Below are 24,155 nucleotides of genomic sequence, written 5' to 3' on the forward strand. Positions count from 1 at the left end.
CGGGGCGGTCCGCGGATGAGTGCGGGTGGCCGCGGCGGATACCTTTAGGGCGTGCAGCCAGCAAGTGAATCCCCCGAACGGCCCTCGGGCCGGCTCCACCGTGCCCGGGTCCTCTACCGGAACGTCTCCAAACGCAGGACCGCCTGGCTGCTGCTCAAGGACACGGTGAACTCGTGCATGGAGTACCGCATCCTCGGCCTGGCCGCCGAGGCCGCCTTCTTCACCCTGCTCTCGGTGCCGCCCCTGCTTCTGAGCCTCCTCGGGCTGCTCGGCTACGTCGACTCCTGGATCGGCGCCGACACCACCGAGAGCCTGCGCTCCAACATCCTGGACGCCTCGCGCGCGGTGCTCTCCGAGAAGGGCGTCACGCAGATCACCGAGCCGATCCTGGACGACGTGATGAAGGGCGGCCGGCCCGACGTCATCTCCATCGGCTTCCTCTTCGCCCTGTGGTCCGGCTCCCGCGCGGTCAACGTCTTCATCGACACGATCACCGTGATGTACGGCCTCGACGGGGTCCGGGGGATCGTCAAGACCCGGCTGATGGCCTTCCTGCTGTTCATCGTGGCCCTGCTGATCGGCTCGGTCGCGCTGCCGCTGATGGTGGCGGGGCCGGACGCCGTGGTGCGGGTCGTGCCCTGGTCCACGACCGTCGTGCAGGTCCTGTACTGGCCCGTCGTGATCATCCTGTCCGTGGCCTTCCTGACCACGCTGTACCACGTGTCGGTGCCCGTGCGCTCCCCGTGGATCGAGGACGTGCCCGGCGCCCTGGTCGCCCTCGCCATGTGGGTGCTGGGCAGCTTCCTGCTGCGCATCTACCTCACCAGCACCGTCGAGGGCCCGACCATCTACGGTTCGCTCGCCGCGCCCGTGGCCGTGCTGCTGTGGATCGGTGTGTCCGCGTTCGCCGTGCTCGTCGGGGCCGCGGTCAACGCGGCGATCGACCGGGTCTGGCCGGCCGCCGCCACCGCCGCGGCCCGCGAGGCCAACGAGCGGCTGCGGCAGGCGCAGGTCGCCGAGTACGTGGCGCGGGCCGCCGCGAGCGGCGAGTCGGACCCCGACATGCCCTCCGAGTTCCCGGAGCGCTGGTCCCGGTTCCTGCCGCCGGAGGACGTCACGGCCCGCCTGCGCTCCCACACGAAGCACACACCGCACACACCTCCCAGGGACCAGGACAAGCCCGAGGCCTCCTGAGGACGTAGCCTGGCCGGCGTGTACGCGGAGCGCGCCTGCCGACTGCCCGGCGCGGTGGTGTGGACCAGCACGCCCACCGGCGACGGCCCGGGACGTGTCCTGCCCGACGGCTGCATGGACCTGCTGTGGCACGACGGCCGGCTGCTGGTCGCCGGCCCCGACACCCGCGCCTACGTCACCGAGGGTGTCCAGGGCCCCTGGGCGGGCGTCCGCCTCTTCCCCGGCACCGCGCCCGCCCTCCTCGGCGTCCCCGCGCACGCCCTGCGCGACCGGCGTGTCGGCCTGGCCGACCTCCGGCCCGCCGCCGAGGTGCGACGCCTGACCGCGCGGGTGAACGCCGCCGCCGACCCGGCGCGGGGCCTGGAGGAGGCGGCGCTGGCCCTGGCGGCCGGCGCCGGACCCCCCGACCCGCTGCTGCGCCGCGTCGTGGCCGCCCTCGACGCGGGCCGCCCGGTCGCCGCCACCGCCGACGCACTCGGCATCGGGGCGCGTCTGCTGCACCGCCGCTCGCTGGCCGCCTTCGGCTACGGACCCAAGACGCTGGCCCGCGTACTGCGCCTGCAACGCGCCCTCGCCCTGGCCCGGGCCGGCACCCCCCTGGCGGAGACCGCCGCCCGGGCCGGGTACGCGGACCAGGCGCATCTGGCGCGGGACGTGCGGGAGCTGGCGGGCGTCACCGCGGGTGAGCTACTGGGCCGCCGGCGGTAGCGCGGCGAACAGATCGACGCCGTTGCCGTCCGGGTCGTGCACGACGGCGTACCGCTGCCCCCAGAAGGCGTCCCAGGGCCTCAGCTCACCGTGGTACCCGGCTCCGGTCAGCTCCTCGTACAGCGCGTCCACCTCCGCGGGCGCGTCGCACAGCAGGGCGAGCGATGCCCGGGCGCCGCCCGCCGGCGGACGCCACCCGGGGTGGAAGGAGCGGACGGTCTCCTCGGTGTCCAGCAGCAGCCGGAGCCCGCCCGGCAGTTCGGCCTCGGCGTGCGGCTCCCTCCCGGCGCCCTCGGGGAAGGCGAAGCCGAGCCGGCGGTAGAAGGTCACGGATGCGGCCATGTCGGAGACGACGAGGCCGATGGCGTCGAATCGTGCGGTCATGGGGCCACCGTAGGCAGGGCGGCGGACGCCGGTCTTGAAGGAATCGGACACCCCGGCCGGGCACCCGCCGGACACCCCGGCCGGGCACTCCCCGGACACCCCGGCCGGGCACGCCGCCCGGGCGGAGCAGCTCAGAAAGCCCTCAAGTTCCTTGATCCGCAAGGCCCGTGGAGCCGACCATGACGCCATGCTGGGAAGACGAGCGGAATCCGAGATCGTGGTCCTGCGGGACGCGGACGTCATCGCCGCCGGCCTGCGCGAGGCGCTCGCCGAGGCGTCACCGGAGGAACGGCCCGGCCTGGAGCGCGCCGCCGCCCTGGTGGAGCGCGCGGCCGCCGTCCCCGACGCCGCCCTGCGCGCCCGCTGGGTCCACGAGCGGCTCGCCGCCGCGGGCCACGAGGGCCCGGCCGACTCCGTGCGGGCCGTCAAGGTCCTGCGCCAGGCGGCCCCCGGCCTGAGCCTGCGCTCGGCCGTCCAGCTCTCCAAGGACGCGGCGGCGCACCGCCCTTGACCCGGCGGCCACGGCAGCCCGGCACGGCGGGCGGGGAACACCTGTGCGGCAGGATGGGCGCATGATGCGCCGCACGCACGTCCTGCCGCTGTTGTTGCTGTCCCCTCTGCTGCTCACCGCCTGCGGCACGGAGAGGCCGGCCGGGGACCCGGTCGCCGCCTCCGCCGCCGCGGAGGCCTCGGCGGCGGCCGAGGAGGACATCGTCACCCCCGACGAGCTGGAGAACCGGGCCCAGGCGCTCGGCATCGCCCCCGAACTCGTCTACGTGACCGGGACCCCCGGCCTCACCCTGGCCCCCCAGTCCGTGGGTGTCGTCGGCGACGACGGCTTCTCGGCGAGTTACGTCGTCGACGCCTCGGGCGCGGTGCTGCGGCTGGCCGTGGAGCGGGGCTCGATGACCGAGGACACCTGCCGCGAGCTGCCGGTCGGCGACACGAGCGCCGAGCGGACCACCTGCGAGCCCGACGCGGCGACGCTGTACCGCACGGGCGGCGGACGCCACGAGTACGCCCTGCCGAAGAACGGGTTCGTCATCCGGCTCACCGCCGACGCCGGCGCCGTGCCCCGCGCGGTCCTGCGCGAGGCCGCCGACTCCGTGCACCGGCCCGACGCGGCCGAGGCCGTGGCCACCCTGCCCTCGCCCCGGCCCGCCGGCACGCCCGTGGAACGCGGCGACCTGCCCCCGGCCGGCGACGGCGCACCGGACAACAGCGTGGACATGGGCGGCTGAGCACCGGGCCGGGGGAGGGAAGAGAGCCCGGAAAAAAACTCCGGCACCGATGTCGAGAACCCGCGTCCGGCTCCGTCCCCGGGGTGAAGGCGGCCACAATGGGCCGCACAGCACCGAGGAGAGTCACCATGGCCAAGTACCTGCTGCTCAAGCACTACCGAGGCGCCCCGGCCGCGGTCAACGACGTCCCCATGGACCGGTGGACGCAGGAGGAGATCTCCGCGCACATGCAGTACATGAACGACTTCGCGGCCCGCCTGGAGAAGACCGGCGAGTTCGTCGACGGCCAGGCACTCGCCCCCGAGGGCGCGTGGGTCCGCTACGACGGAGAGGGGCGCCCGCCGGTCACCGACGGCCCGTTCGCCGAGACCAAGGACCTCATCGCCGGCTGGATGGTGATCGACGTCGACGGCTACGACCGCGCCGTCGAGCTGGCCGGGGAGCTGTCGGCGGCCCCCGGGGCCGGCGGCAAGCCGATCCACGAGTGGCTCGAGGTGCGGCCCTTCCTGGCGGCGCCGCCCACCATCACGGAATGACCTCACCGATGGACGAGGCCCTCCTGCGCGGCCTCACGCCGGGCGTCCTCGGCATCCTCGTCCGCCGCGGAGCCGACTTCGCGGCGGCCGAGGACGCCGTGCAGGACGCGCTGCTCGAGGCGCTCCGCGTCTGGCCGGCCGACCCCCCGCGGGACCCCAGGGGCTGGCTGGTCACCGTGGCCTGGCGCCGGTACCTCGACGCGCTCCGTTCCGACGCCGCCCGCCGCCGGCGCGAGGACCGCGTCGACGAGGAGCCGCCGCCGGGCCCCGCGCCCACGGTGGACGACACGCTCAGGCTCTACTTCCTGTGCGCCCACCCGTCGCTGACGCCGGCCTCCGCGGTGGCCCTCACCCTGCGCGCCGTCGGCGGGCTCACCACCCGCCAGATCGCCCGGGCCTATCTGGTGCCCGAGGCGACCATGGCGCAGCGCATCAGCCGGGCCAAACGCACCGTCTCCGGCGTGCGGTTCGACCGGCCCGGCGACGTCGCCACCGTGCTGCGCGTCCTCTACCTGGTCTTCAACGAGGGCTACTCCGGCGACGTGGACCTCGCCGCCGAGGCCATCCGGCTCACCCGGCAGCTCGCCGCCTCGGTCGACCACCCCGAGGTGGCCGGGCTGCTCGCCCTCATGCTGCTCCACCACGCCCGGCGCGCCTCCCGGACCGCGCCCGACGGGAGCCTGGTGCCGCTCGCGGAACAGGACCGGTCCCGCTGGGACACCGCGGCCATCGCCGAGGGCGTCGGGATCCTCCAGGCGGCCCTCGCCCGCGACCGTCTCGGCGAGTTCCAGGCGCAGGCCGCCGTCGCGGCGCTCCACGCCGACGCGCCCACCGCCGAGGAGACCGACTGGGTGCAGATCGTCGAGTGGTACGACGAGCTCGAGCGGCTGACGGACAGCCCGGTCGTCCGGCTCAACCGCGCGGTCGCCGTCGGCGAGGCCGACGGGCCGCGCGCCGGCCTCGCGGCGCTCGCGGAGCTGGACGACACGCTGCCCCGCCACACCGCGGTGGCCGCCTACCTCCACGAGCGCGAAGGCGACGTGACGACGGCGGCACGGCTGTACGCCGAGGCGGCCCACCAGGCACCCAACCTCGCCGAGCGCGACTACCTGATCCGCCGGGCCGCCCACCTCAACACCGGACGGTGACACCCGGCGACCTTGTGGTCGCCCACCGTGCCGCCGGACAATCCGGTGGGCGGCGGCGTCCCGATGGCGGGATCATGGAATCGGACCGGAACACCTCCGGGCGGCGCGACGCTCGATGTGACGTGAGCGGTGCGCGGCGCGGCGGTACGACGGTGCGAGAGCGCGGCGAAGGACTGGTGAGCGCATGACGGCAGGCCGGACGGACCCCGTGGTCCGCACGCCCTTCGGGGCGGTGCGCGGCAGACACGAGCAGGGGATCGCCGTGTTCCGCGGCATCCCGTACGCGGCGCCCCCCTTCGGCCCCCGCAGATTCCGGCCACCCGTGGATCCGGAGCCCTGGGACGGCGTGCGCGACGCGGGCGCCTTCGGCCCGACCGCGCCGAAACCGCCGTACTCCGAGGCGTTCGCCCAGTACCTGTCCGACCCGGCGATCCCCGGCGACGACTGCCTCAACCTCAACGTCTGGACGCCGGAACCGGGCCCCGGAGCGCGGCTGCCGGTCCTGGTGTGGCTGCACGGCGGCGCGCTGACCAGGGGATCCTCCGCCGTGCCGGTCTACGACGGCCGCACCTTCGCCCGCGACGGCGTGGTCTGCGTGTCGGTCAACTACCGTCTGGGCGTCGAGGGCTACGGACTGTTCCCGGACGCCCCCGCCAACGCCGGACTGCGCGACCAGATCGCCGCGCTGGAGTGGGTGCGGCGGTCGATCGCGGCCTTCGGCGGCGACCCCGACCGGGTGACCGTCGCCGGCCAGTCCGCCGGGGCGATCAGCATCGGCGCCCTCCTCGCCGCGCCGCAGGCCCGGGGTCTGATGCGGCGCGCGGTCCTGCAGAGCGGCGCGCCGGAGGCGTCGGACCGCGACAAGGTGCGCCGCATGGTGCGCCGGATGGCCGCCCGGCTGAAGATCCCGGCGACCGCGGAGGCCTTCGCCGCCGCCGACCGCGAGCAGTTGCTGCGCGCCCAGGCCGAGGTGGGCCGGCTCAGCAGCCCCGTGCTCGGCGGCCCCGCCTTCGGCCTCGTCGTCGACGGCGACGTGCTGCCCGCCGACCCGCTGGAGGCGGTCGTCGACGGCGACGCGGCCCGGGGCGTCGACCTCATGATGGGCTGGACCCGTGACGAGTACCGGCTCTGGCTGGTCCCCGGCGGCCTCCTCGAGCGCGTCGACCGGCTGGGCGCCGTCGCCCTGGCGGGCGCGCGGGCCCGCTGCCACTGCGGCAACGAGGTGGTACGCGGCTACCGCGCCCTGCGCCCGGACGCCGGCGTCGCCGAGACCGTCGGCCAGCTGGTCACCGACCACCTGCTGCGCATCCCGCTGCACCGGGTGGCCGACGCCCGGCCGGACTCGTCCCACGTGTACGAGTTCGCCTGGCCGTCGAACCTGCCCGACCTGGGCGCCTGCCACGCCCTCGAGCTGGGTTTCGTCTTCGACTCCGGGGACGGACCGGACGCACGCCGGCTCGCCGGCGAGGGGGCCCCGCGGGAACTGGCCGACGCGATGCACGGGGCGTGGGTCCGGTTCGCCGAGACCGGGGACCCGGGCTGGCGGACGTGGGACGCCACGCACCCCGTACGGGTCTTCGGCGACGGCGTCCCGCACGTGGCGTACGGCCCGCACGACGCCGAGTTCCAGCTGTGGAAGGCCGACGTCACCGCGCGGGGGGCCTGGTCCAGGCGCCTGGTGCGGCGCTCGGCCGACCGGCCCGCGATGCCCCGTCAGGCCTGAGCCGCCGCCGCGACCGACGCGATCTCCTGCGGGCCCACCCGGCAGCACCCCCCGATCAGCCGGGCCCCGGCGTCCCGCCACTGCCGCACCCGGGCGGGGGTGAAGGCGGAGCGGCCGGTCCAGCCGCGGGCGCCGGCGTCCCAGGACTCGCCGCTGTTGGGATAGACGACGACGGGTCCGCCGGTGACGCGCACGGCCGTGGCGACCGCACCCGCCGCGTCCTGCGGGGCGCAGCAGTTCACGCCCACCGCGACCACCTCGTCCGCGTCCGCCGCCAGGGCGAACGCCTCCTCCAGCGGCTGCCCGGCACGGGTGCGGCCGCCCGCCACGGTGTACGACAGCCAGGCCGGCACGCCCAGTCCGCGCACCGCCCGCAGCAGCGCCGCGGCCTCGTCGGTGTCGGGGACGGTCTCCAGAGCGAGCACGTCCGGTCCGGCGGCGGCCAGGACCTCCAGACGGGGCCGGTGGAAGCGCTCCAGCTCCGCGACCGTGAGGCCGTAGCGCCCCCGGTACTCGGAGCCGTCCGCGAGCATCGCCCCGTAGGGACCCGCCGACGCCGCCACCCACAGCCGGCGGTCCGTCCGCGCGCGGCGGGCCGCCTCCCGGGCCGACGCCACGCTCGACGCCATGAGCGCGGCGGCGCCGCGCCGGCCGATGCCGCGCCGGGCGAACCCCTCGAAGGTGGCCTGGTAACTCGCCGTGATCGCCACGTCCGCGCCCGCCTCGAAGTAGGCGAGGTGCGCCGCCGTGACCGCCTCGGGCTCCTCCGCGAGCAGCCGCGCCGACCACAGACCGTCACTCAGATCGTGGCCGGCCGACTCCAGCTGGTTGGACATTCCGCCGTCGAGCACGAGGGGCCGGCCGCGGCCGAGGGCGTCGGCGAAGTCGCTGGTCATGGGGACGAGGTTAGCCAGTGGGCCAGGTCTCCGGTGTCGGACCCGTTGACCTTCCCCCGTTCCCCCCTTACCTTTTCGGCGTTCGTCATTCCAGGTGGCGTTCGACATCTCGAACCACCTGTGCGTGTCGAACTCCCCGTCGAGAGGCAGCCCGCATGAGCCGCGCCGACGATACGCCCGTCCAGCCCCGCCGGCCCGCCCCCGGCCGCCGCCTGCTGCTGAAGGGCGCCGCCGCCGCGGGCGCCCTGACGGCGGTCCCCCGCACCGCCTCCGCCGCCCCGCGGAAGGCCGCCCCGTACGTGAACCCGCTCGTCCGCAACCGGGCCGACCCGCACATCCACCGCCACACCGACGGCCACTACTACTTCACGGCGACCGCCCCCGAGTACGACCGGATCGTCCTGCGCCGCTCCCGCACGATCAACGGCCTGGCGACGGCCGAGGAGTCCGTGGTCTGGCGCAAGCACGCCACCGGCGCGATGGGTGCGCACATCTGGGCGCCGGAGATCCACCGCATCGGCGGCAAGTGGTACGTCTACTTCGCCGCCGCGCCCGCCGAGAGCGTCTGGGACATCCGCATCTGGGTGCTGGAGAACTCCCACCCGAACCCCCTGCGGGGCACCTGGGTGGAGCGCGGCCAGGTGAGGACGGCGTGGGAGACCTTCTCCCTGGACGCCACCACCTTCACCCACCGCGGCACTCGCTACCTGGCCTGGGCGCAGCACGAGCCGGGCATGGACAACAACACGGCCCTGTGGCTGTCGCGGATGGCGAACCCGTGGACCCTGACAGGCCCGCAGATACGGCTGTCCACCCCGGAGTACGACTGGGAGTGCGTCGGCTTCAAGGTCAACGAGGGCGCGTCGGTCATCGCCCGCAACGGCCGGCTGTTCATGACGTACTCGGCCGCCGCGACCGACGCGAACTACTGCATGGGCCTGCTGACGGCCGACGCGGACGCCGACCTCATGAACCCCGCCAGCTGGTCGAAGTCACCGACGCCCGTCTTCACCAGCAACGACACCACCGGGCAGTACGGCCCCGGCCACAACAGCTTCACCGTCGCCGAGGACGGCCGCACCGACGTCCTCGTCTACCACGCCCGCCAGTACCGGGAGATCAGCGGCGACCCGCTCGACGACCCCAACCGTCACACCCGCGTCCAGGAACTCGGCTGGAAACCGGACGGCACCCCGGACTTCGGCGTCCCGGTCGCCGACACGGCGAAGGCGGGTGCCTGAGATGGGACGACGCGTGTCCGCGGCCGCCGTCGCCCTCTGCCTGGCCGTCCCCGGTGCCGTCGCCACCGCCGGGACGGCACACGCGGCACCCCGCCTCCCGGGGAACTGCACCGCCACCGCCTGCCACTTCGACGTCCCGCCGGGCACGTACGACGTGCAGGTGCTGCTCGGCGGCGACAGCGCGGCCGTCACCGCCGTCAGCGGCGAGTCCCGGCGCTCCCTGCTGCCCGAGACCGCCACCGGGGCCGGCGAGCGGGTCGCCCGCAGCTTCACCGTGGACGTGCGCACCCCCGAGGGCGAGCCCACCGGGCCCGACGGCACGTCCGGCCTCGACCTGGTGGTCGGCGGCTCCGCGCCCGCACTCGCCGGCATCCGGGTCACCCCGGCCCGGCACGTGCGCCAGATCCTCCTCGTCGGCGACTCCACCGTCTGCGACCAGCCCGGCGCCCCGTACTCGGGCTGGGGCCAGCAGCTGCCCCAGTACCTGCGCAAGGGCCTGTCCGTCGCCAACTACGCCGACTCCGGCGAGAGCACGGTCAGTTACCTGGCCGACCAGCGGCTGTGGGGTACCGTACGGCCGCTGATCCGCCCCGGGGACCTGGTGCTCGTCCAGCTCGCGCACAACGACAAGACGACCGACGCGGCGACCTACCGGGCCAACCTGGAGACCCTCGTCGCCGGAGTGCGGGAGCAGGGCGGGCGGCCGGTCCTCGTGACGCCGATCGTCCGCCGCTGGTTCAACGCCGACGGCACGCTGAACAACGGCACCGCACTGCTCGTCAACAGCCTCGGCGTCGACCACCCGGCCGTCGTCCGCTCGGTCGCCGGCGACGAGGGCGTGCCGCTGATCGACCTCACGGCGAGGACCAAGGCGCTCGTGGAGTCCCTCGGCGTGGAGGGCTCCAAGGCGCTCTACCTCTACGACGAGAAGCGGGACAACACCCACACCTCCGCGTACGGCGCCACCGTCTACGCGGGCCTGGTGCGGGACGAGCTCGTCGCCCGGCACCTGGTGCCCGCGGGCGGCGTGCGGTGAGGCGCGCGGCTCAGCCCTGAAGGCGGCGGCGCATCTGCGACAGGCGGCGGTCGTAGTGGACGTGGTACCAGACCATCCACGTCATGGCGACGACCGCGGCCGCCAGCATCCAGCCGCCCGTGGCCACCGCGCCGGAGGCGAACCACAGGGCGGCGGTGCCGAAGAAGATCACGGCCAGGAGCGGGAGCGCCCACCAGCGGTGGCGCCGCAGCCGCTGCTGCCGGGAGTCGACCAGTGCCGCCATGGCCCGCCGCTGCCCGGGTTCCGCCGGCGGCGGCGCGCCCTTGAGGATCTGCCGCTCCATGGCGGGTACGTCGTCCGGAGCGGTGCCGGTGGTGCGGGCGTCGTGGCGCCGGCGACGGCGCACCAGCCACACGGCGTACCAGCTCGTCAGCGCGGCGCTCACGAGGGCCGGCAGCCACCCCGCGAACCCGTTGAAGGCCATACGGGTCGCAACACCGACGACCAGCACCATCAGGCCGATCACCCATAACTTGTCCTGCCACCGCCGCTCGGGGCGGCCGTCGCGTCGCTCCATGGTTGCCATGTCCACCTTCCGGACGGTCGAAGAAGCCGGTGACTCCGGGTAGCCGTCCGGGTACCCGCCCGAGGGCGCCGGACACTTCGGCCGGGGCCGAACCAACGGACCCTTAGCGTCGGGGACATGAGCGACACGAACACCGCCACCGCCCCGGTCACCCCCGCCGACGCCGTCACCGGTATGGTCGGCCACGTCCTCGACGTGGCCGCCACCTGGACCGGCTGGGACGGGGAACCCGCCCACGTCGACGGCCGGGTCTACACCCCGCACAAGGCCGTCCGTCGCGTCGCCGACCACCTGATCGACCATCTCGCCGAACTGGAGGCGCGCCTGGCGGGCGAGCCGCCGCAGCCCGACCACTGGCACGCCTCGGCGATCACGACGGACGCGGACCGCGCGCCGTTCACCCAGGAGGACCTCGACGAGGCCCGCAGCCGCCTCACCCGGCTCGCCCGGATCTGGGCCGACCGCCTCGGGGCGCTCACCGCCGAACAGCTCGACCACTCGCCCGGCGAGGGCTGGACCTTCCGTGAACTCGCCCTGCACGTCGCAGAGTCCGCGTACTACGCCGACGCCGTGGGGGAGCTGTCGTGACCGCCTTCGCCGAGCTGCACCGCGCGGGTGAGCCGCTGCTGCTGCCGTGCGCCTGGGACCACGCCTCGGCACTCCTCCTGGCCGGCCAGGGCTTCGCTGCGGTCGGCACGACCAGCCTGGGCGTCGCGGCGGCGAGCGGGCTGCCCGACGGGGCCGCCGCGACCCGCGAGGAGACGCTGCGGCTGGCCCTCGCCCTGGGCTCGGAGCCGTTCCTCCTCTCCGTCGACGTGGAGGGCGGCTTCAGCGACGACCCCGACGAGGTCGCCGAGTTCGCGCGGCAGGTGGCGGCCGTCGGTGCCGTCGGGATCAACCTGGAGGACGGTCTCGGCCCCGTCGACCGGCACGCCGCGAAGATCGCCGCGGTGCGGTCGGCCGCCCCCGGCCTCTTCGTCAACGCCCGCACCGACACGTACTGGCTCGGTGACGGCGAGGGAACGGCACAGCGCCTCGACGCCTACCGGGAGGCGGGCGCCCACGGCGTCTTCGTGCCCGGCGTGAGCGACCCGCGCACGATCGCCGCCCTGGTCCGGGACCTCGACGTCCCCCTCAACGTCCTCTACACCCCGGCCGGCCCCGCCCTGCCGCACCTGGCCGACCTCGGCGTCCGCCGGGTGAGCCTGGGCTCGCTGCTGTACCGGCGCGCTCTCGGCGCGGCCCTGGAGGCGGTGGCCGGCATCCGGTCCGGGCGGGCCCCCGACGGAGGGGTGCCGAGCTACGACGACGTGCGAAAGCTGGGTGGTTGACCCCTCAAGTTGCCTCCCGGAGGCATTGCTCTGTGTGAAGCTGTCCCCATGGATCACCCGCGTGATGAAGTCAGGGCCAGGCTGCAGACCGATCGCCCGCACTCCGCCCGTGTCTGGAACTACCTGCTGGGCGGCAAGGACAACTATCCCGTCGACAGTCAGGTCGGCGACGTCATCCTGTCGACCTTCCCGGAGTTCGCGGCCGTCGCCCGCCTGCAACGCACCTTCCTGGCGCGCGCCGTGCGTTTCCTGGCGGGGGAGGCCGGCATCCGCCAGTTCCTCGACATCGGCACCGGCCTGCCCACCGCGGACAACACGCACGAGCTGGCCCAGCGCATCGCGCCGGAGAGCCGCATCGTCTACGTCGACAACGACCCGCTGGTCCTGACGCACGCCGAGGCGCTGCTCACCAGCACCGAGGAGGGGGCCTGCGCCTACATCGACGCCGATGTGCGCGACCCCGACCGGATCCTCGCCGAGGCCGCCAAGACCCTGGACTTCGACCGGCCGGTCGCCCTGACCATGCTGGGCATCATGGGGCAGATCTCCGACGACGACCGGCCCGCGGAGCTCGTCGCCCGGCTGGTGGAGGCGCTGCCGCCGGGCAGCTACCTCGCCCTGAGCGACGGCACGAACCGCAACGCCGCCCTCAACACCGCCGTCGAGGCCTACAACGCGCAGTCGGCCAACACCTACCATCTGCGCTCGCCCCAGGAGATCGCCGGCTACTTCGCCGGGCTCGAGCTGGTCGAACCCGGTGTGGTGCCGTCCGCCGACTGGCGCCCGGACCCCACCCTGCCCCCGGAGACCACGGCCGAGGTCGGCGTCAGCGGCGTCGCACTCAAGCCCTGAGCGGACGGACCGGGCGGACCGCCGGCGGGGTCAGCCGCCCGCCGGCCAGTGCTCCAGCGCGACGTGCAGCGCGGCCACGGCCCTGTCCCACGACGCCTGCACGTCCCGCGGGGCACCGAAGGCCCCGGCGGCCTCCAGGGCGCAGTACCCGTGGAAGGTGCTGCGCAACAGGCGCACGGCATCGGTGAGATCGGGCTCTTCGAGGCCGTACGCGCGCAGCATTCCGTAGGTGATCTCCGCGGTGCGGCGCAGCACGGGGGAGTCGGCGGCGACGGGGGCCTCGACCCGGATCTGGGTCGCGGCGTACCGGCCGGGGTGGCGCAGCGCGTACGCCCGATAGGCGCCGGCGAAGGCGGCCAGCGCCTCCTTGCCCGCCCGTCCGGCGACCGCGTCGGCGATCTCCTCGATCAGCTCGCCGCCCGCCAGCAGCGCCATCCGCATCCGCAGATCGCGCAGGCCGCGGACGTGCGTGTACAGGCTCGCGTCCTTCACGCCCAGGCGCCGGGCCAGCCCGGAGACGGTGACGCTCTCGAACCCCGCCTCGTCGGCGAGGTCGGCGGCGGCCGCGACGACGCGCTCGGTCGTGAGACCGGCTCGGGCCATGGGTCACCTCTCCGGCGGGTGTGCTCGTATCGCGGAACGTCCAGCCCGCATCCTAGGCCGCGCGCTGTGCTGCGCGGACGGGGAGGCTGTGGCAGATTGCCGCCATGGACCCGTCGACGATGAGCACCGAGCAGCGCAACGCGTTCAACCGCCAGGTCGTCGAGCGGTTCCGCGCGCAGCGGGGCACCGGGAGCATCGGCGACATGATGCACGCCGACCGGATGCTCCTGCTCACCCACACCGGGGCCCGCACCGGCACCCGGCGCACCACCCCGATGGGCTTCTGGCGCCTCCAGGGCGACCGCCTGGTGGTCGTCGCGTCCAACGCGGGGGCGCCGCGGCACCCGGACTGGTTCCACAACGTCGTGGCCCACCCCGAGGTCACCGTCGAGCTCGGCCCGGACACCTGGCAGGCCGTCGCCACCGTCCTGGACGCGCCCGGACGCGCCCTGCTGTGGCCGCTGCTGCTCGAACAGGCGCCGTTCTTCGCCCGGCACCAGGAGCAGACCGACCGCGTCATCCCGCTGGTGGAGCTGCGCCGCTCAGGGGACTGACCGCCGGCCTCAGCCGGCCAGCACCTCGCGCACGAACGCGTTGGTGAACGTGCCCCGCGGATCCAGCGACTCCACCAGCGCCCCGAAGTCGCCGAGCCGCGGCCAGCGCTCGCGCAGCACCGCCGCCGGGGTCGTGAACACCTTCCCCCAGTGCGGGCGCGCGTCGAAGGCGTCCAGCGCCTCCTCCACCCGCCGCACCACCGGCAGCACCGCCGCGGTGTCCTCGACCCAGGTGAAGTGCACCGCCACCGTGTCCCGCCCGTACGCGGGGCTCAGCCACTGCTCGTCGGCGGCGACCGTGCGCACCTCACAGGTCTGCAGCACCGGCGCGAGCGTCCGCCGTATCGCGTCCAGCGCGCGCAACGCGTCGACGGCGTGCCCGCGCGGCATCAGGTACTCCGACTGGAGCTCCGCGCCGCTGCTCGGCGTGAACTCGGCCCGGAAGTGCGGCAGCCGCTCGTGCCAGGGGCCCGGCACCCCGGACTGCTCGGTGCAGTTGACCGCGGGCATGCCCGGCACCGGGTGCATCTTCTCGGTGGCCGGGGCGGCGTACGGGAAGCGGGGGAGCGGCTGGTCGGTGCGCCGCTTGAGCCACACCTGACGGAAGCCGGGATCCCGCCAGTCGGTGAACAGACTCACGCTGTACGCCGCCGACATCACCGTCTCGAACGCCGCCGGGTCCAGCCCCTCGAGCGGCAGCTCGGTGAAGACGTGCTGCTCGACCTCGTAGGCCGGCTCCAGATCGAGGGTGAGGGCGGTCACCACGCCCAGCGCACCGAGCGAGGTCACCGCCCCGCCGAACCGCTCCTCGCCCCGCGCGACGGTCACCGTCGAGCCGTCGGCGGTGACCAGCTCCACCTCGCGTACGACGGACGCGAGCGAACCGTTGCCCACCCCGGAGCCGTGCGTGCCGGTCGCCACGGACCCGGCGACCGAGATGTGCGGCAACGACGCCATGTTCGGCAGCGCCAGCCCCCGCGCGTGCACCGCCCGGGCCAGCTCCGCGTACCGCACCCCGCCACCGGCCCGCACCGTACGGGCCGTCGTGTCGACGTCCACCTCGGAGGGCAGCGAGGCCAGCGACAGCAGGACGCCCTCGGGGCCCGGCTCGGCGATCTCGTTGAAGGAGTGCCCGCTGCCCAGCACCCGCACCCTCGTGCTGTCCGCCACCAGGGCTCGCAGCGCGTCCAGGGAGTGCGGCCGCAGCAGCTCCTTGGCCGTGTACGTGACGTTGCCGGCCCAGTTGGTCACCGTGATGTCGCTCATACCGCGGAAACCTACCCGGCGCGCCTGGAAGGGGCCCCGGCCGGGAAGCCGCACCGGCGGGGGCATACCGTGAGGAGTCGTACGTCCGAACCGGGAGGAGACACTTCGATGGACAGCCGCACCGCGCTGGTCGAGGATCTGATGGAGCGGTTCCCGCACGTGCCGCGCGAGGCCGTCTTCAAGGAGGACCTCCTGCGGGGCGGCGTGGCCTTCGACCCCTCCGCGCTGAGCGACAACGAGGACGGCGAGGTCAAGCCGAAGTCGTACTTCATCTTCTCCTTCGACCACGGCACCCTGCCCGAGCTGGGCGAGGCCGCGCTGCGCCGCCCGCCCGAGGAGATCATCCTCACCGGCGGCCCCTACGACCTGCGCCGCACCGTCGTCTCCGTGCGCGTGAACCCGTCCTCGCCGTACCGTGTCGCCGCCGACGAGCACAATCAGCTCGGCCTCTACCTGGACGGCAGGCGGATCTCCGACGTCGGCGTGCCGCCGATGCCGGAGTACTACCGGCACAAGCTCTCCAACGGGAAGTCGGTCATGGAGGTGGCCCCGACCATCCAGTGGGGCTACCTGATCTACCTGACCGCGTTCCGCGTCTGCCAGTACTTCGGCGCCAAGGAGGAGTGCCAGTACTGCGACATCAACCACAACTGGCGCCAGCACAAGGCGGCGGGACGGCCGTACACGGGCGTGAAGGACGTCGACGAGGTCCTCGAGGCGCTGGAGATCATCGACAAGTACGACACCGCCAAGATCTCCACCGCGTACACGCTCACCGGCGGCGCGATCACGTCGAAGGTCCAGGGGCTGGACGAGGCCGACTTCTACGGCCGGTACGCCAAGGCCATCGAGGAGCACTTCCCGGGCCGCTGGATCGGCAAGGTCGTCGCCCAGGCCCTGCCCAAGCCGGACGTCCAGCGCTTCAAGGACTACGGCGTGCAGATCTACCACCCCAACTTCGAGGTGTGGGACGAGTACCTCTTCAAGATGTACTGCCCCGGCAAGGAGCGGTACGTCGGCCGCGACGAGTGGCACAAGCGCATCCTGGACTCGACCGAGGTCTTCGGCGCGCGCAACGTCATCCCGAACTTCGTCGCCGGCGTCGAGATGGCCGAGCCCTTCGGCTTCAAGACGGTCGACGAGGCCATCGCGTCCACCACCGAGGGCCTGCGCTTCTTCATGTCGCACGGCATCACGCCCCGCTTCACCACCTGGTGCCCCGAGCCCACCACCCCCCTCGGCAAGGCCAACCCGCAGGGCGCGCCGCTGGAGTACCACATCCGCCTGCTCCAGGCCTACCGCCAGACCATGGAGGACTTCGGCCTCTCCTCGCCCCCCGGCTACGGCCCGCCCGGCGCCGGCAACGCGGTCTTCTCGGTCAGCTCCTTCATGGACAGCCTGCCGGCGGACACGCCCGTGGAGGTCTGAGCCGACGGTACGGTGAGCGATGGCGCGCACGGTCCGCGCGTCATCGCCCGCCGGGGCGCGCGGCGTCTGCCGCCCGCCGGGGCAGACGGGAATGGTCAGACAGCCCCTAGACGCGCGAGTTGCGCACCGACTGCCACACGGCGCCGGTCAGGGCCCGCGTCGCCCGGGGCACCGACAGATGCTCGTGCTCGCGGTAGAGGGACCAGTTGTACCGCACGAGCGACAGCTTGTTGGAGGACAGCGACCCCGCCTGGTGGGCCCGGTACACCGCGAGCGGCTCGGCCAGACCCCGGGCGTCGGCGCCGTCCCGCATGATCGACAGCCACAGGGCGTAGTCCTGGCGCTTGCGCATCTCCGGCATCAGCCTCGTGCCGAGGACCTTGCGGTCGTACATGGCGGTGAGGGCGCCGATGTGGTCGCGGACCAGCATCGCGCGGTAGTCCACGTGCTCCCGCGCACGGATCACCCGGCCGTTCGGGACCCAGTCGGTGCTCTCGCCGGCGTGATCGGCGTCCATCTTGTAGTACGAGGTGAACGTCAGCGGTGCGGAGGCCTCCGCGGCGAAGGCGAGCTGCTTCTCGGTCTTCTCCGGAAGCCACATGTCGTCGCTGTCGAGGAACGCGACGTAGTCCCCGCGGGCCCGCCGGATCGCGAGGTTGCGGGCCCGTCCGGCACCGCCCTGTTCGGGCGCCGACTCGGGCAGGACCCGCTCGTCCTGCTCGGCGAACTCACGGAGCAGGTCCATGGACCCGTCGGTGGAGCGGTCGTCGGTGACCAGCAGTTCCAGGTCGGCGTGCGTCTGTGTGAGCACCGACCGGACGGCCGCGCCGAGAGTGGCTGCCGAGTTGTACACGGGCATCACCACGGACACCAGGGGCACGGGGGTTCCTCCTCGCCGGACCGGGAACGACGGTCCATTGAAACATCGTGGCCGAGGACGGCGTCACCGGGACCCCGGCCGCCCCGGGGTACTGCCTCCCGTCACCCGCAGCGGCCGTCGGCCGAGCGTGAGCATCGCCTCCGCGACCTCCTCGGCCGCCGCGGCGGGAAGCGCCGTCGCGGCGTCGTCCAGGACGAGCAGCCGTGCTCCGGGGATCTCGCGGGCGAGCGCCTCGCCGTTGCCGACCGGGAAGAACCGGTCGTGGCGGCCGTGGACGACGAGCGTGGGAATCGCGATCCCGGGCAGCCGCTCGCGCCAGCGGGGCGTGCAGTCGAGCCGGGAGAACACCATGCCGAGCTGGTTGGCCAGGTGGACCGGGGGCGCGGTGCCGGGCGTGCGGTCCCAGACGCGGGCGGCCCTCGCGCGGGCGGCGGCGGGGTCGTCGCCGAGGATCTCCGCGCCGCCGGCGGCGTACTCCGCGACCGCCGCGCGGTCCGCCCAGTCGGGCATCGGACGCGCGAACAGCGCGCTCATCGCCGCCGGGTCGTGGTCGGGCAGGTCGTCGTCGGGCGGGCCGGGGGCGACCGCGCGGGTGCCGGCCAGGGTGAGCGCCCCGAACGCCTCGGGACGGTCGAGCACGGCCACCTGGGCGACCATCCCGCCGACACCGATCCCCGCGAGGTGCGCGGGCCGGCCCCCGCCGAGCACGGCGGCGAGGCCCGCCGCGTCGGCGGCGAGAGTACGCAGGGTGTAGCCGGGGTTCTCCGGGTCCACGGTCGTCGACCCCCCGCTGTCGCGCAGGTCGTAGCGCACCGCACGGCGTCCGCCGGCGGCGAGGCGCTCGCACAGGGCGTCGGGCCAGGAGAGCATCGTCGTCCCGCCCACGAGCAGGACGAGCGGTGCGTCCTCGTCGCCGAACGACTCGACGCTCAAGGTGGCCCCGTGGACATCGACAGTGCTGATGCGTGTCATGCCAGGGTGGACCCGGTCGGCCGCCCGAATTCATCGCTCCCGCGCGGGCGGCGGTAAATCGCTGGTGCGCCTCGGGCGGGGCCGCTAGGGTCGGGTCCGTTCCGGTGGCCGTGCCGCCACCGCTGTTCGCCGCATGTGACCTGGGAGGTGTCGACCGATGGCTGTCGTCGCGACGGGTGTTGCCCGTATCCGGAAGTTCGTCATCACGTCCACCTCCGTGGCCGCCGGCTGATCCCACCCACTTCTTCCGCGTCCGAGTGCGCGGCGCCGGGGCCACCCATGTGAAGGGTCACCCCTTGTCCTCCTCTTCCCTCTCTTCTCTCCAGAGCTCCACCGCGTCGTCGCTGGCCGCTTACGGCTGGGACGCCGGGTGGGAGTCGGAGTTCTCCCCCTACGCCGCCGAAGGGCTGCTGCCCGGCCGGGTCGTCCGCGTCGACCGCGGGCAGTGCGACGTCGTCACCGCCGGCGGCGTGCTGCGGGCCGACACCGCGTTCGTCACCCCGCACGACCCGCTGCGCGTCGTGTGCACCGGCGACTGGGTCGCCGTCGAACCGGACGGCAACCCGCGCTACGTACGCACGTATCTGCCGCGCCGTACCGCCTTCGTGCGGTCCACCTCCTCCAAGCGGTCCGAGGGACAGATCCTCGCGGCCAACGTCGATCACGCCATCGTCGCCGTGTCGCTGGCCGCCGAGCTCGACCTCGCCCGGATCGAACGGTTCCTCGCGCTCGCCTGGGAGTCCGGGGCGCAGCCCGTGGTCGTCCTCACCAAGGCCGACCTGGTGCCCGACCCGGAGACCCGGGCGTACCTCGTCCAGGACGTGGAGACGACCGCGCCCGGTGTGCCGGTACTGTCCGTCAGCGCCGAGCAGGGGGAGGGGCTGGACGTCCTCGCCGCCGTCGTCTGCGGCGGTACGGCGGTGCTGCTCGGACAGTCCGGTGCCGGCAAGTCCACGCTCGCCAACGCGCTGCTCGGCGAGGACGTCATGGGCGTCCAGGCCATCCGCGACGTCGACGGCAAGGGCCGTCACACCACCACCACCCGCAACCTCCTCGCCCTGCCCTGCGGGGGTGTGCTGATCGACACTCCGGGGCTGCGCGGCGTCGGGCTGTGGGACGCCGGCAACGGGGTCGGCCAGGTGTTCGCCGAGATCGAGGAACTGGCGCGGCGGTGCCGGTTCCACGACTGCGCCCACGAGAGCGAGCCCGGCTGCGCCGTCCTCGCCGCCATCGACGGCGGGGAACTGCCCGAGCGGCGGCTGGAGAGCTACCGCAAGCTGATGCGGGAGAACCAGCGCATCGTCGCCAAGACCGACGCCCGGCTGCGCGCCGAGATCCGCAAGGAGTGGAAGCGCCGGGGTGCCATGGGCAAGGCGGCGATGGAGGCCAAGCGCGGGCGCGTGCGGTAGCCGTCGGCCGCCCTCAGCGTCATGTCCGATTACCGCCAGCCCGGTCCTGCGGGCCGGCGGAGACTGGAGGACGTGAACGAGAACGTGACGCAGACCGCCGAGCGCGAGGACAGCCGGTACGAGGCCGTCCGCAGCCGGGACGCCCGGTTCGACGGGGTGTTCTTCTTCGCCGTCGAGACCACCGGCATCTACTGCCGGCCCAGCTGCCCGGCGGTCACGCCCAAGCGGCACAACGTGCGCTTCTTCCCGACGGCCGCCGCCGCGCAGGGCTCGGGCTTCCGGGCCTGCCGGCGGTGCCGCCCGGACGCCGTGCCCGGCTCGGCCGACTGGAACGTCCGCGCCGACGTCGTCGGCCGGGCCATGCGGCTCATCGGTGACGGCGTCGTCGACCGTGAGGGCGTCACCGGACTCGCCGGCCGGCTCGGCTACAGCGCCCGCCAGGTGCAGCGCCAGCTCACCGCCGAGCTCGGCGCCGGGCCCGTGGCCCTCGCCCGCGCCCAGCGGGCGCACACCGCACGTGTCCTGCTGCAGACCACCGGCCTGCCGGTCACCGAGATCGCCTTCGCGTCCGGGTTCGCCAGCGTCCGGCAGTTCAACGACACGATCAAGGCCGTGTACGCGGCCACCCCGAGCGGCGTCCGCGCCGCCGCCCCGGCCCGCGAACGGGCCTCCCGGGCGGCCACCCCCTCCGCCGGCATCCCGCTGCGGCTCGCCCACCGCGGCCCCTACCGGGCCGGACCCGTCTTCGACCTGCTCCAGCGGGAGGCGGTCGCCGGGATCGAGGAGGTGAGCGGACCGCCCGGCCGCCGCGTCCACCGGCGCACCCTGCGCCTGCCGTACGGCACCGGGATCGCCGCCGTCGAGGAACGGCCGGGCCGGCCCAGGACCGGCAGCGGTGGCTGGCTCGACGCCCGTCTGCACCTCACCGACCTGCGCGACCTGACCACGGCCGTGCAAAGGCTGCGGCGCCTGTTCGACCTCGACGCCGACCCGTACGCCGTCGACGAGCGGCTCGGCGCCGACACCCGCCTCGCCCCGCTGGTCGCCGCCCGCCCCGGGCTGCGCTCACCGGGCGCCGCCGACCCCGGCGAACTCGCCGTCCGTGCCGTCGTGGGGCGCGCGGAGGCCGAGCGGCTGGTCCGGCGGTACGGCAAGGCGCTCGACGCCCCCTGCGGCACCCTGACCCACCTCTTCCCCGAACCGGCCGTCCTCGCCGGGGCCGAGCCGCACGGCACCGCCGGTGCCCTCGCCGCCGCCCTCGCCGACGGCACCGTACGCCTCGACCCCGGCGCCGACCGGGACGACGCCGAGCGGGCGCTGCTCGCCCTGCCGGGCATGGACGCCCGTACCGCCGCCGTCGTGCGCACCCGCGCCCTCGGCGACCCCGACGTCGGCCCGCCCGGCACCGACGTGCCCGACACCTGGCGCCCCTGGCGCTCGTACGCTGTGAACCACCTGCGCGCAGCAGGAGAGTGGGAGCAAGACCGATGACCGCCACGACCACCGCCACCTACTGGACCGAGCTCGACAGCCCCGTGGGCACGCTGCTGCTCACCGCGGCCCCGGACGGTGCGCTCACCTCCCTGTCCGTGCCCGGGCAGAAGGGCGGCCGCAGCGTCCAGGACGGCTGGCGGCACGACCCCGGACCCTTCCGGGAGGCCGAGGCGCAGCTCGCCGCCTACTTCGCCGGGGAGCTGTCGCAGTTCCGGCTGCCGCTGCGCGCCGAGGGCACCGCCTTCCGCGAGCGCGTGTGGGCCGCCCTGGACGCCGTGCCCTACGGGGTGACCACGACGTACGGCGCGATCGCCGCGCGCATCGGCGCCTCCCGCCCCGCGGTGCGCGCCGTCGGCGGCGCGATCGGCGCCAACCCGCTGCTGATCCTGCGTCCCTGCCACCGCGTGATCGGCTCCGACGGCACTCTGACCGGCTACGCGGGCGGCCTGGAACGCAAGACCCGGCTGCTCGCCCTGGAGGGCGTGCGGCTCTAACCGGCCAGCACCGCGCCGAGCCACGCGCCGGTCACCAGCAGGCAGGCGAACAGCTCCGTCAGCACGCTCGCGCCGCCCGAGCGCATCGCCGTCCGCAGGGACGCCATCGCCTCGCCGTGCCGGCCGAGACGGAGGCGTTCGGCCAGGTAGATGCCGCCCATGAAGCCCGGGACCGCCCCGATCACCGGGATCAGCACGAAGCCGAGGCACGCCCCGGCGCCCGCGTACGCCGTCATGCGGTGGGTGACCTCGTCCGAGCGCGGTGACCGGGGCGGCAGCGTCCAGCGCACCGCCCGGGACACCAGCAGCACGGCCGTCGAGCCCACCAGGACGAACCACGAGACGGGCTGCGGATCCTTCAGCGACCACCACAGCACGCCGGCCCACACCAGCCAGGACCCCGGCATGCCGGGCAGCAGCACACCGAACAGCCCGAGCAGGACGACCAGGCCGGACAGCAGGAGGTCCCACGCTCCCATCTGTCCAGGGTGCAGGAGGAGCGGGCGGTCCGCAGATCTCCCGGAGCGCCGCGTGCGGTACCTCAGTGGTTGCGGGACACCCAGTCCCGCTCGTACGCGTGCCAGCCCAGCTGGAGCCGGGTCGTCACCCCGGTCAGCTCCATCAGCCGCTTGACCCGGCGCTGCACCGTCCGCAGCCCCAGGTCGAGCTGTTTGGCGACGCTCGCGTCCGTCAGGCCGGCCAGCAGCAGGGAGAGTATCTCCAGGTCCGTGCCGTCGGGACCGTCCGGTTCCTGCTCCGTCACCCCCGACGCGCCGAGCCGCAGCGGGAGCGCCTCGCGCCACACCGCGTCGAACAGGCCCGACAGCAGCTCCAGCAGCCCACTGGCGTGCACGACCAGCGCGGCCGGCTCCGCCGAGTGCGCGGTGAGCGGCACCAGGGCCAGCGACCGGTCGGCGATGACCAGCTTGGTCGGCACCCGGTCCACCACCCGCACCTGCTCGTCGCGGCCCAGCGCGGCGGTCAGCTCGGTGATCCCGGTCGGCATGTCCAGCACCGACCGCTCGACCACCACGCGGTAGCGGACCCCGCGTTCGGCGGCCTGCTCCTCCGCGTCGTTCTCCATGCCGGTCACGGCGACCGGGTTGCCGGTGACCAGCGCGCACACCTCCTCGGCGGCGCCCAGCTGGAGCTGGAGGAAGCGGCGCGCCACCGCCGCCGCGCCGATCACCACCTCCACCAGGTCGTGCACCGCGGGCTCGCCCGCCGACGCCCGGTACTCCTCGGCCAGCAGCGCCGCCGCCAGCTCGGCCTTCTCCAGCTCGTGCCGCTGCTGGGTGAGCAGCGCGCCCAGCGCCACCCCCGGCGGTGCGGCCACCCAGCGGCCGGGGCGGGCCGAGGACTGGGCCGCCAGACCGTTCTGTTCCAGCCGCCGCAGCGCCCGCTCCGTGTCCTGCTCGCCGAGCGCCAGCCGCCGCGCCAGATCGGGCACATCGGCCGCACCCACGGACACGAGCGCCCGGTAGGCCGCCTCGTGCGTGTCCTCCAGCCCCAGCACTCCCAGCATCAGGCGCCGCCCCTCCCCGAAGATCATCAGCATTCTGCCGTGCCCGCGCGTGGCGGAAAACAGCCACGGCACAAACCCGCCTCGGCACATCATCGCCGTACCGTCGGTCACTCTGCCAAGGTGGCGTCGCCGGGTGGTTCTCCCGTGGGGGGTGGAACCGCCCGGCCACCCCGTCCGCACCACCGTTCGACACCGTCACTCGAACACACGCTCCGGCGGGCGACGGCCCGGCGGATTTTCCGGATGCCCCGTTTTCATCCGGGCCCCGCGGTGGACAATCAGGAACATGAGCCAGCAGGGGGGAAGGCCCACCGGTCCCGAGGACGACTGGTGGGGACAGCTGTACGACGACTCCACCGACGACACCGGCCCCACGGCCGCGCCCGATTCCCTGGACGACCGGTTCGCCTCGGCGGCGGGCACGGTGGGCCGCCCGGACGACCCCCCGGCCGACCGGCCGCCCGACGAGCGGCCCCCGTGGTGGGCGGCCCCGGAGCCGCCGCCCTTTCCGGAACAACGAGGCGCCCGTGAGGACGTCCCCGGCCCGCGCACCGGCGACGCGCCCCGGCCGGGCGGGGCGCCGCGTGCCCCCCTTGAGCCGCCGTCCGGCGGGCCCGGCGGCCCGGTGACCTTCCCGTCCCGCGGGACCGGGCGGGCCGACGGGACCGGGCCCCGGGCCCGCACGGAACCACC

General features: G+C 74.4%; 26 protein-coding genes and 1 pseudogene. 18 read left to right on the forward strand and 9 right to left on the reverse strand.

The features are described from left to right. The first annotated feature begins 51 nt into the window (after positions 1-51). Both AB0E77_RS17760 and AB0E77_RS17765 read left to right on the forward strand, forming a co-directional pair. On the forward strand, positions 52-1,194 hold the full coding sequence (locus AB0E77_RS17760; RefSeq protein WP_361571264.1) for a YihY/virulence factor BrkB family protein: 1,143 nt from the start codon (positions 52-54) through the stop codon (positions 1,192-1,194). An 18-nt stretch (positions 1,195-1,212) separates the two neighbouring features. Then, positions 1,213-1,902 (forward strand): helix-turn-helix transcriptional regulator, encoded by a 690-nt coding sequence (locus AB0E77_RS17765; RefSeq protein ID WP_361571266.1) that lies wholly within the window; start codon positions 1,213-1,215, stop codon positions 1,900-1,902. On the opposite strand, the gene AB0E77_RS17770 is transcribed toward AB0E77_RS17765, so the two are convergent. Then, entirely contained in the window at positions 1,882-2,286 is a 405-nt protein-coding gene (locus tag AB0E77_RS17770; protein WP_361571273.1) for a VOC family protein, read from the reverse strand. The genes AB0E77_RS17765 and AB0E77_RS17770 overlap by 21 nt on opposite strands. A 187-nt stretch (positions 2,287-2,473) precedes the next feature. Here AB0E77_RS17770 and AB0E77_RS17775 point away from each other — a divergent pair, with 187 nt between their 5' ends. The 5 genes from AB0E77_RS17775 to AB0E77_RS17795 all read left to right on the forward strand — a co-directional run bounded on the left by AB0E77_RS17775 (position 2,474) and on the right by AB0E77_RS17795 (position 6,934). After that, a complete protein-coding gene (locus AB0E77_RS17775) occupies positions 2,474-2,797 on the forward strand; it encodes a hypothetical protein (protein ID WP_361571278.1) in 324 nt (107 codons plus the stop codon). 61 nt (positions 2,798-2,858) lie between these two features. Beyond that, positions 2,859-3,527 carry a hypothetical protein gene (locus AB0E77_RS17780; RefSeq protein ID WP_361571281.1) on the forward strand — a complete coding sequence of 223 codons (669 nt, stop codon included), beginning with the start codon at positions 2,859-2,861 and terminating at the stop codon, positions 3,525-3,527. Between the two features lie 128 nt (positions 3,528-3,655). Further along, on the forward strand, positions 3,656-4,063 hold the full coding sequence (locus AB0E77_RS17785; RefSeq protein WP_361571283.1) for a YciI family protein: 408 nt from the start codon (positions 3,656-3,658) through the stop codon (positions 4,061-4,063). 8 nt (positions 4,064-4,071) lie between these two features. Beyond that, positions 4,072-5,211 (forward strand): DUF6596 domain-containing protein, encoded by a 1,140-nt coding sequence (locus tag AB0E77_RS17790; protein ID WP_361571344.1) that lies wholly within the window; start codon positions 4,072-4,074, stop codon positions 5,209-5,211. Positions 5,212-5,395: 184 nt separating this feature from the next. After that, a complete protein-coding gene (locus AB0E77_RS17795) occupies positions 5,396-6,934 on the forward strand; it encodes a carboxylesterase family protein (protein ID WP_361571285.1) in 1,539 nt (512 codons plus the stop codon). On the opposite strand, the gene mmuM is transcribed toward AB0E77_RS17795, so the two are convergent. After that, on the reverse strand, positions 6,925-7,830 hold the full coding sequence (mmuM, locus tag AB0E77_RS17800; RefSeq protein WP_361571287.1) for a homocysteine S-methyltransferase: 906 nt from the start codon (positions 7,828-7,830) through the stop codon (positions 6,925-6,927). The two genes, AB0E77_RS17795 and mmuM, sit on opposite strands and share 10 nt — an antisense overlap. Before the next feature lie 155 nt (positions 7,831-7,985). Between mmuM and AB0E77_RS17805 the strand changes: the two genes are divergently transcribed. Beyond that, the gene (locus AB0E77_RS17805) at positions 7,986-9,071 is read left to right on the forward strand and encodes a glycoside hydrolase family 43 protein (protein WP_361571289.1); all 1,086 of its coding nucleotides are present in this window, start codon (positions 7,986-7,988) and stop codon (positions 9,069-9,071) included. 1 nt (position 9,072) lies between these two features. After that, a complete protein-coding gene (locus tag AB0E77_RS17810) occupies positions 9,073-10,107 on the forward strand; it encodes a rhamnogalacturonan acetylesterase (protein ID WP_361571291.1) in 1,035 nt (344 codons plus the stop codon). 10 nt (positions 10,108-10,117) lie between these two features. Here AB0E77_RS17810 and AB0E77_RS17815 read toward each other — a convergent pair whose 3' ends face one another. Beyond that, entirely contained in the window at positions 10,118-10,654 is a 537-nt protein-coding gene (locus AB0E77_RS17815) for a hypothetical protein (RefSeq protein ID WP_361571294.1), read from the reverse strand. A 117-nt stretch (positions 10,655-10,771) separates the two neighbouring features. Here AB0E77_RS17815 and AB0E77_RS17820 point away from each other — a divergent pair, with 117 nt between their 5' ends. From AB0E77_RS17820 to AB0E77_RS17830, 3 genes are read left to right on the forward strand one after another with little or no spacing between them, the layout of a single operon-like run. Further along, the gene (locus AB0E77_RS17820; protein WP_361571296.1) at positions 10,772-11,242 is read left to right on the forward strand and encodes a hypothetical protein; all 471 of its coding nucleotides are present in this window, start codon (positions 10,772-10,774) and stop codon (positions 11,240-11,242) included. Further along, complete coding sequence (locus AB0E77_RS17825; protein ID WP_361571299.1) at positions 11,239-11,985, forward strand: isocitrate lyase/phosphoenolpyruvate mutase family protein; 747 nt, start codon at positions 11,239-11,241, stop codon at positions 11,983-11,985. The genes AB0E77_RS17820 and AB0E77_RS17825 overlap by 4 nt, the downstream gene beginning before the upstream one ends. A 48-nt stretch (positions 11,986-12,033) precedes the next feature. Continuing rightward, positions 12,034-12,837: an SAM-dependent methyltransferase gene (locus AB0E77_RS17830; protein WP_361571302.1), complete on the forward strand. Its 804-nt coding sequence runs from the start codon at positions 12,034-12,036 to the stop codon at positions 12,835-12,837. A gap of 30 nt (positions 12,838-12,867) precedes the next feature. Here AB0E77_RS17830 and AB0E77_RS17835 read toward each other — a convergent pair whose 3' ends face one another. Then, positions 12,868-13,440 (reverse strand): TetR-like C-terminal domain-containing protein, encoded by a 573-nt coding sequence (locus AB0E77_RS17835; RefSeq protein ID WP_361571304.1) that lies wholly within the window; start codon positions 13,438-13,440, stop codon positions 12,868-12,870. A gap of 104 nt (positions 13,441-13,544) precedes the next feature. Here AB0E77_RS17835 and AB0E77_RS17840 point away from each other — a divergent pair, with 104 nt between their 5' ends. Further along, entirely contained in the window at positions 13,545-13,994 is a 450-nt protein-coding gene (locus tag AB0E77_RS17840) for a nitroreductase/quinone reductase family protein (protein ID WP_361571307.1), read from the forward strand. 9 nt (positions 13,995-14,003) lie between these two features. On the opposite strand, the gene AB0E77_RS17845 is transcribed toward AB0E77_RS17840, so the two are convergent. Continuing rightward, a complete protein-coding gene (locus AB0E77_RS17845) occupies positions 14,004-15,260 on the reverse strand; it encodes an FAD-binding protein (protein ID WP_361571309.1) in 1,257 nt (418 codons plus the stop codon). Between the two features lie 108 nt (positions 15,261-15,368). Here AB0E77_RS17845 and AB0E77_RS17850 point away from each other — a divergent pair, with 108 nt between their 5' ends. Then, entirely contained in the window at positions 15,369-16,688 is a 1,320-nt protein-coding gene (locus AB0E77_RS17850; RefSeq protein ID WP_361571312.1) for a radical SAM protein, read from the forward strand. 106 nt (positions 16,689-16,794) lie between these two features. Here the strand turns inward: AB0E77_RS17850 and AB0E77_RS17855 are convergent, their stop codons facing one another. Together AB0E77_RS17855 and AB0E77_RS17860 are read right to left on the reverse strand one after the other, a co-directional pair. Continuing rightward, complete coding sequence (locus tag AB0E77_RS17855) at positions 16,795-17,568, reverse strand: glycosyltransferase family 2 protein (protein WP_361571315.1); 774 nt, start codon at positions 17,566-17,568, stop codon at positions 16,795-16,797. Between the two features lie 63 nt (positions 17,569-17,631). Further along, positions 17,632-18,540: an alpha/beta hydrolase gene (locus tag AB0E77_RS17860; RefSeq protein ID WP_361571321.1), complete on the reverse strand. Its 909-nt coding sequence runs from the start codon at positions 18,538-18,540 to the stop codon at positions 17,632-17,634. A gap of 296 nt (positions 18,541-18,836) precedes the next feature. Here AB0E77_RS17860 and rsgA point away from each other — a divergent pair, with 296 nt between their 5' ends. Genes rsgA through AB0E77_RS17875 form a run of 3 tightly spaced genes read left to right on the forward strand, consistent with a single transcriptional unit; the run spans position 18,837 to position 21,937 of the window. Further along, a complete protein-coding gene (rsgA, locus tag AB0E77_RS17865; protein ID WP_361571323.1) occupies positions 18,837-19,949 on the forward strand; it encodes a ribosome small subunit-dependent GTPase A in 1,113 nt (370 codons plus the stop codon). A gap of 21 nt (positions 19,950-19,970) precedes the next feature. Further along, positions 19,971-21,440 (forward strand): AlkA N-terminal domain-containing protein, encoded by a 1,470-nt coding sequence (locus AB0E77_RS17870; RefSeq protein ID WP_361571325.1) that lies wholly within the window; start codon positions 19,971-19,973, stop codon positions 21,438-21,440. After that, positions 21,437-21,937 (forward strand): methylated-DNA--[protein]-cysteine S-methyltransferase, encoded by a 501-nt coding sequence (locus AB0E77_RS17875; protein ID WP_361571328.1) that lies wholly within the window; start codon positions 21,437-21,439, stop codon positions 21,935-21,937. Before AB0E77_RS17870 ends, AB0E77_RS17875 begins: the two co-directional genes overlap by 4 nt. Here AB0E77_RS17875 and AB0E77_RS17880 read toward each other — a convergent pair. Beyond that, a complete protein-coding gene (locus AB0E77_RS17880) occupies positions 21,934-22,416 on the reverse strand; it encodes a DUF456 domain-containing protein (RefSeq protein ID WP_361571331.1) in 483 nt (160 codons plus the stop codon). The genes AB0E77_RS17875 and AB0E77_RS17880 overlap by 4 nt on opposite strands. A gap of 62 nt (positions 22,417-22,478) precedes the next feature. Further along, on the reverse strand, positions 22,479-23,462 hold the full coding sequence (locus AB0E77_RS17885; RefSeq protein ID WP_361571347.1) for a helix-turn-helix domain-containing protein: 984 nt from the start codon (positions 23,460-23,462) through the stop codon (positions 22,479-22,481). A gap of 286 nt (positions 23,463-23,748) precedes the next feature. On the opposite strand from AB0E77_RS17885, the pseudogene AB0E77_RS17890 reads away from it, so the two are divergent. Next, a pseudogene (locus AB0E77_RS17890) lies at positions 23,749-24,155 on the forward strand (hypothetical protein); the annotation flags it as partial.

Source organism: Streptomyces sp. NPDC032940, from assembly GCF_040636935.1.
GTDB lineage: Bacteria > Actinomycetota > Actinomycetes > Streptomycetales > Streptomycetaceae > Streptomyces.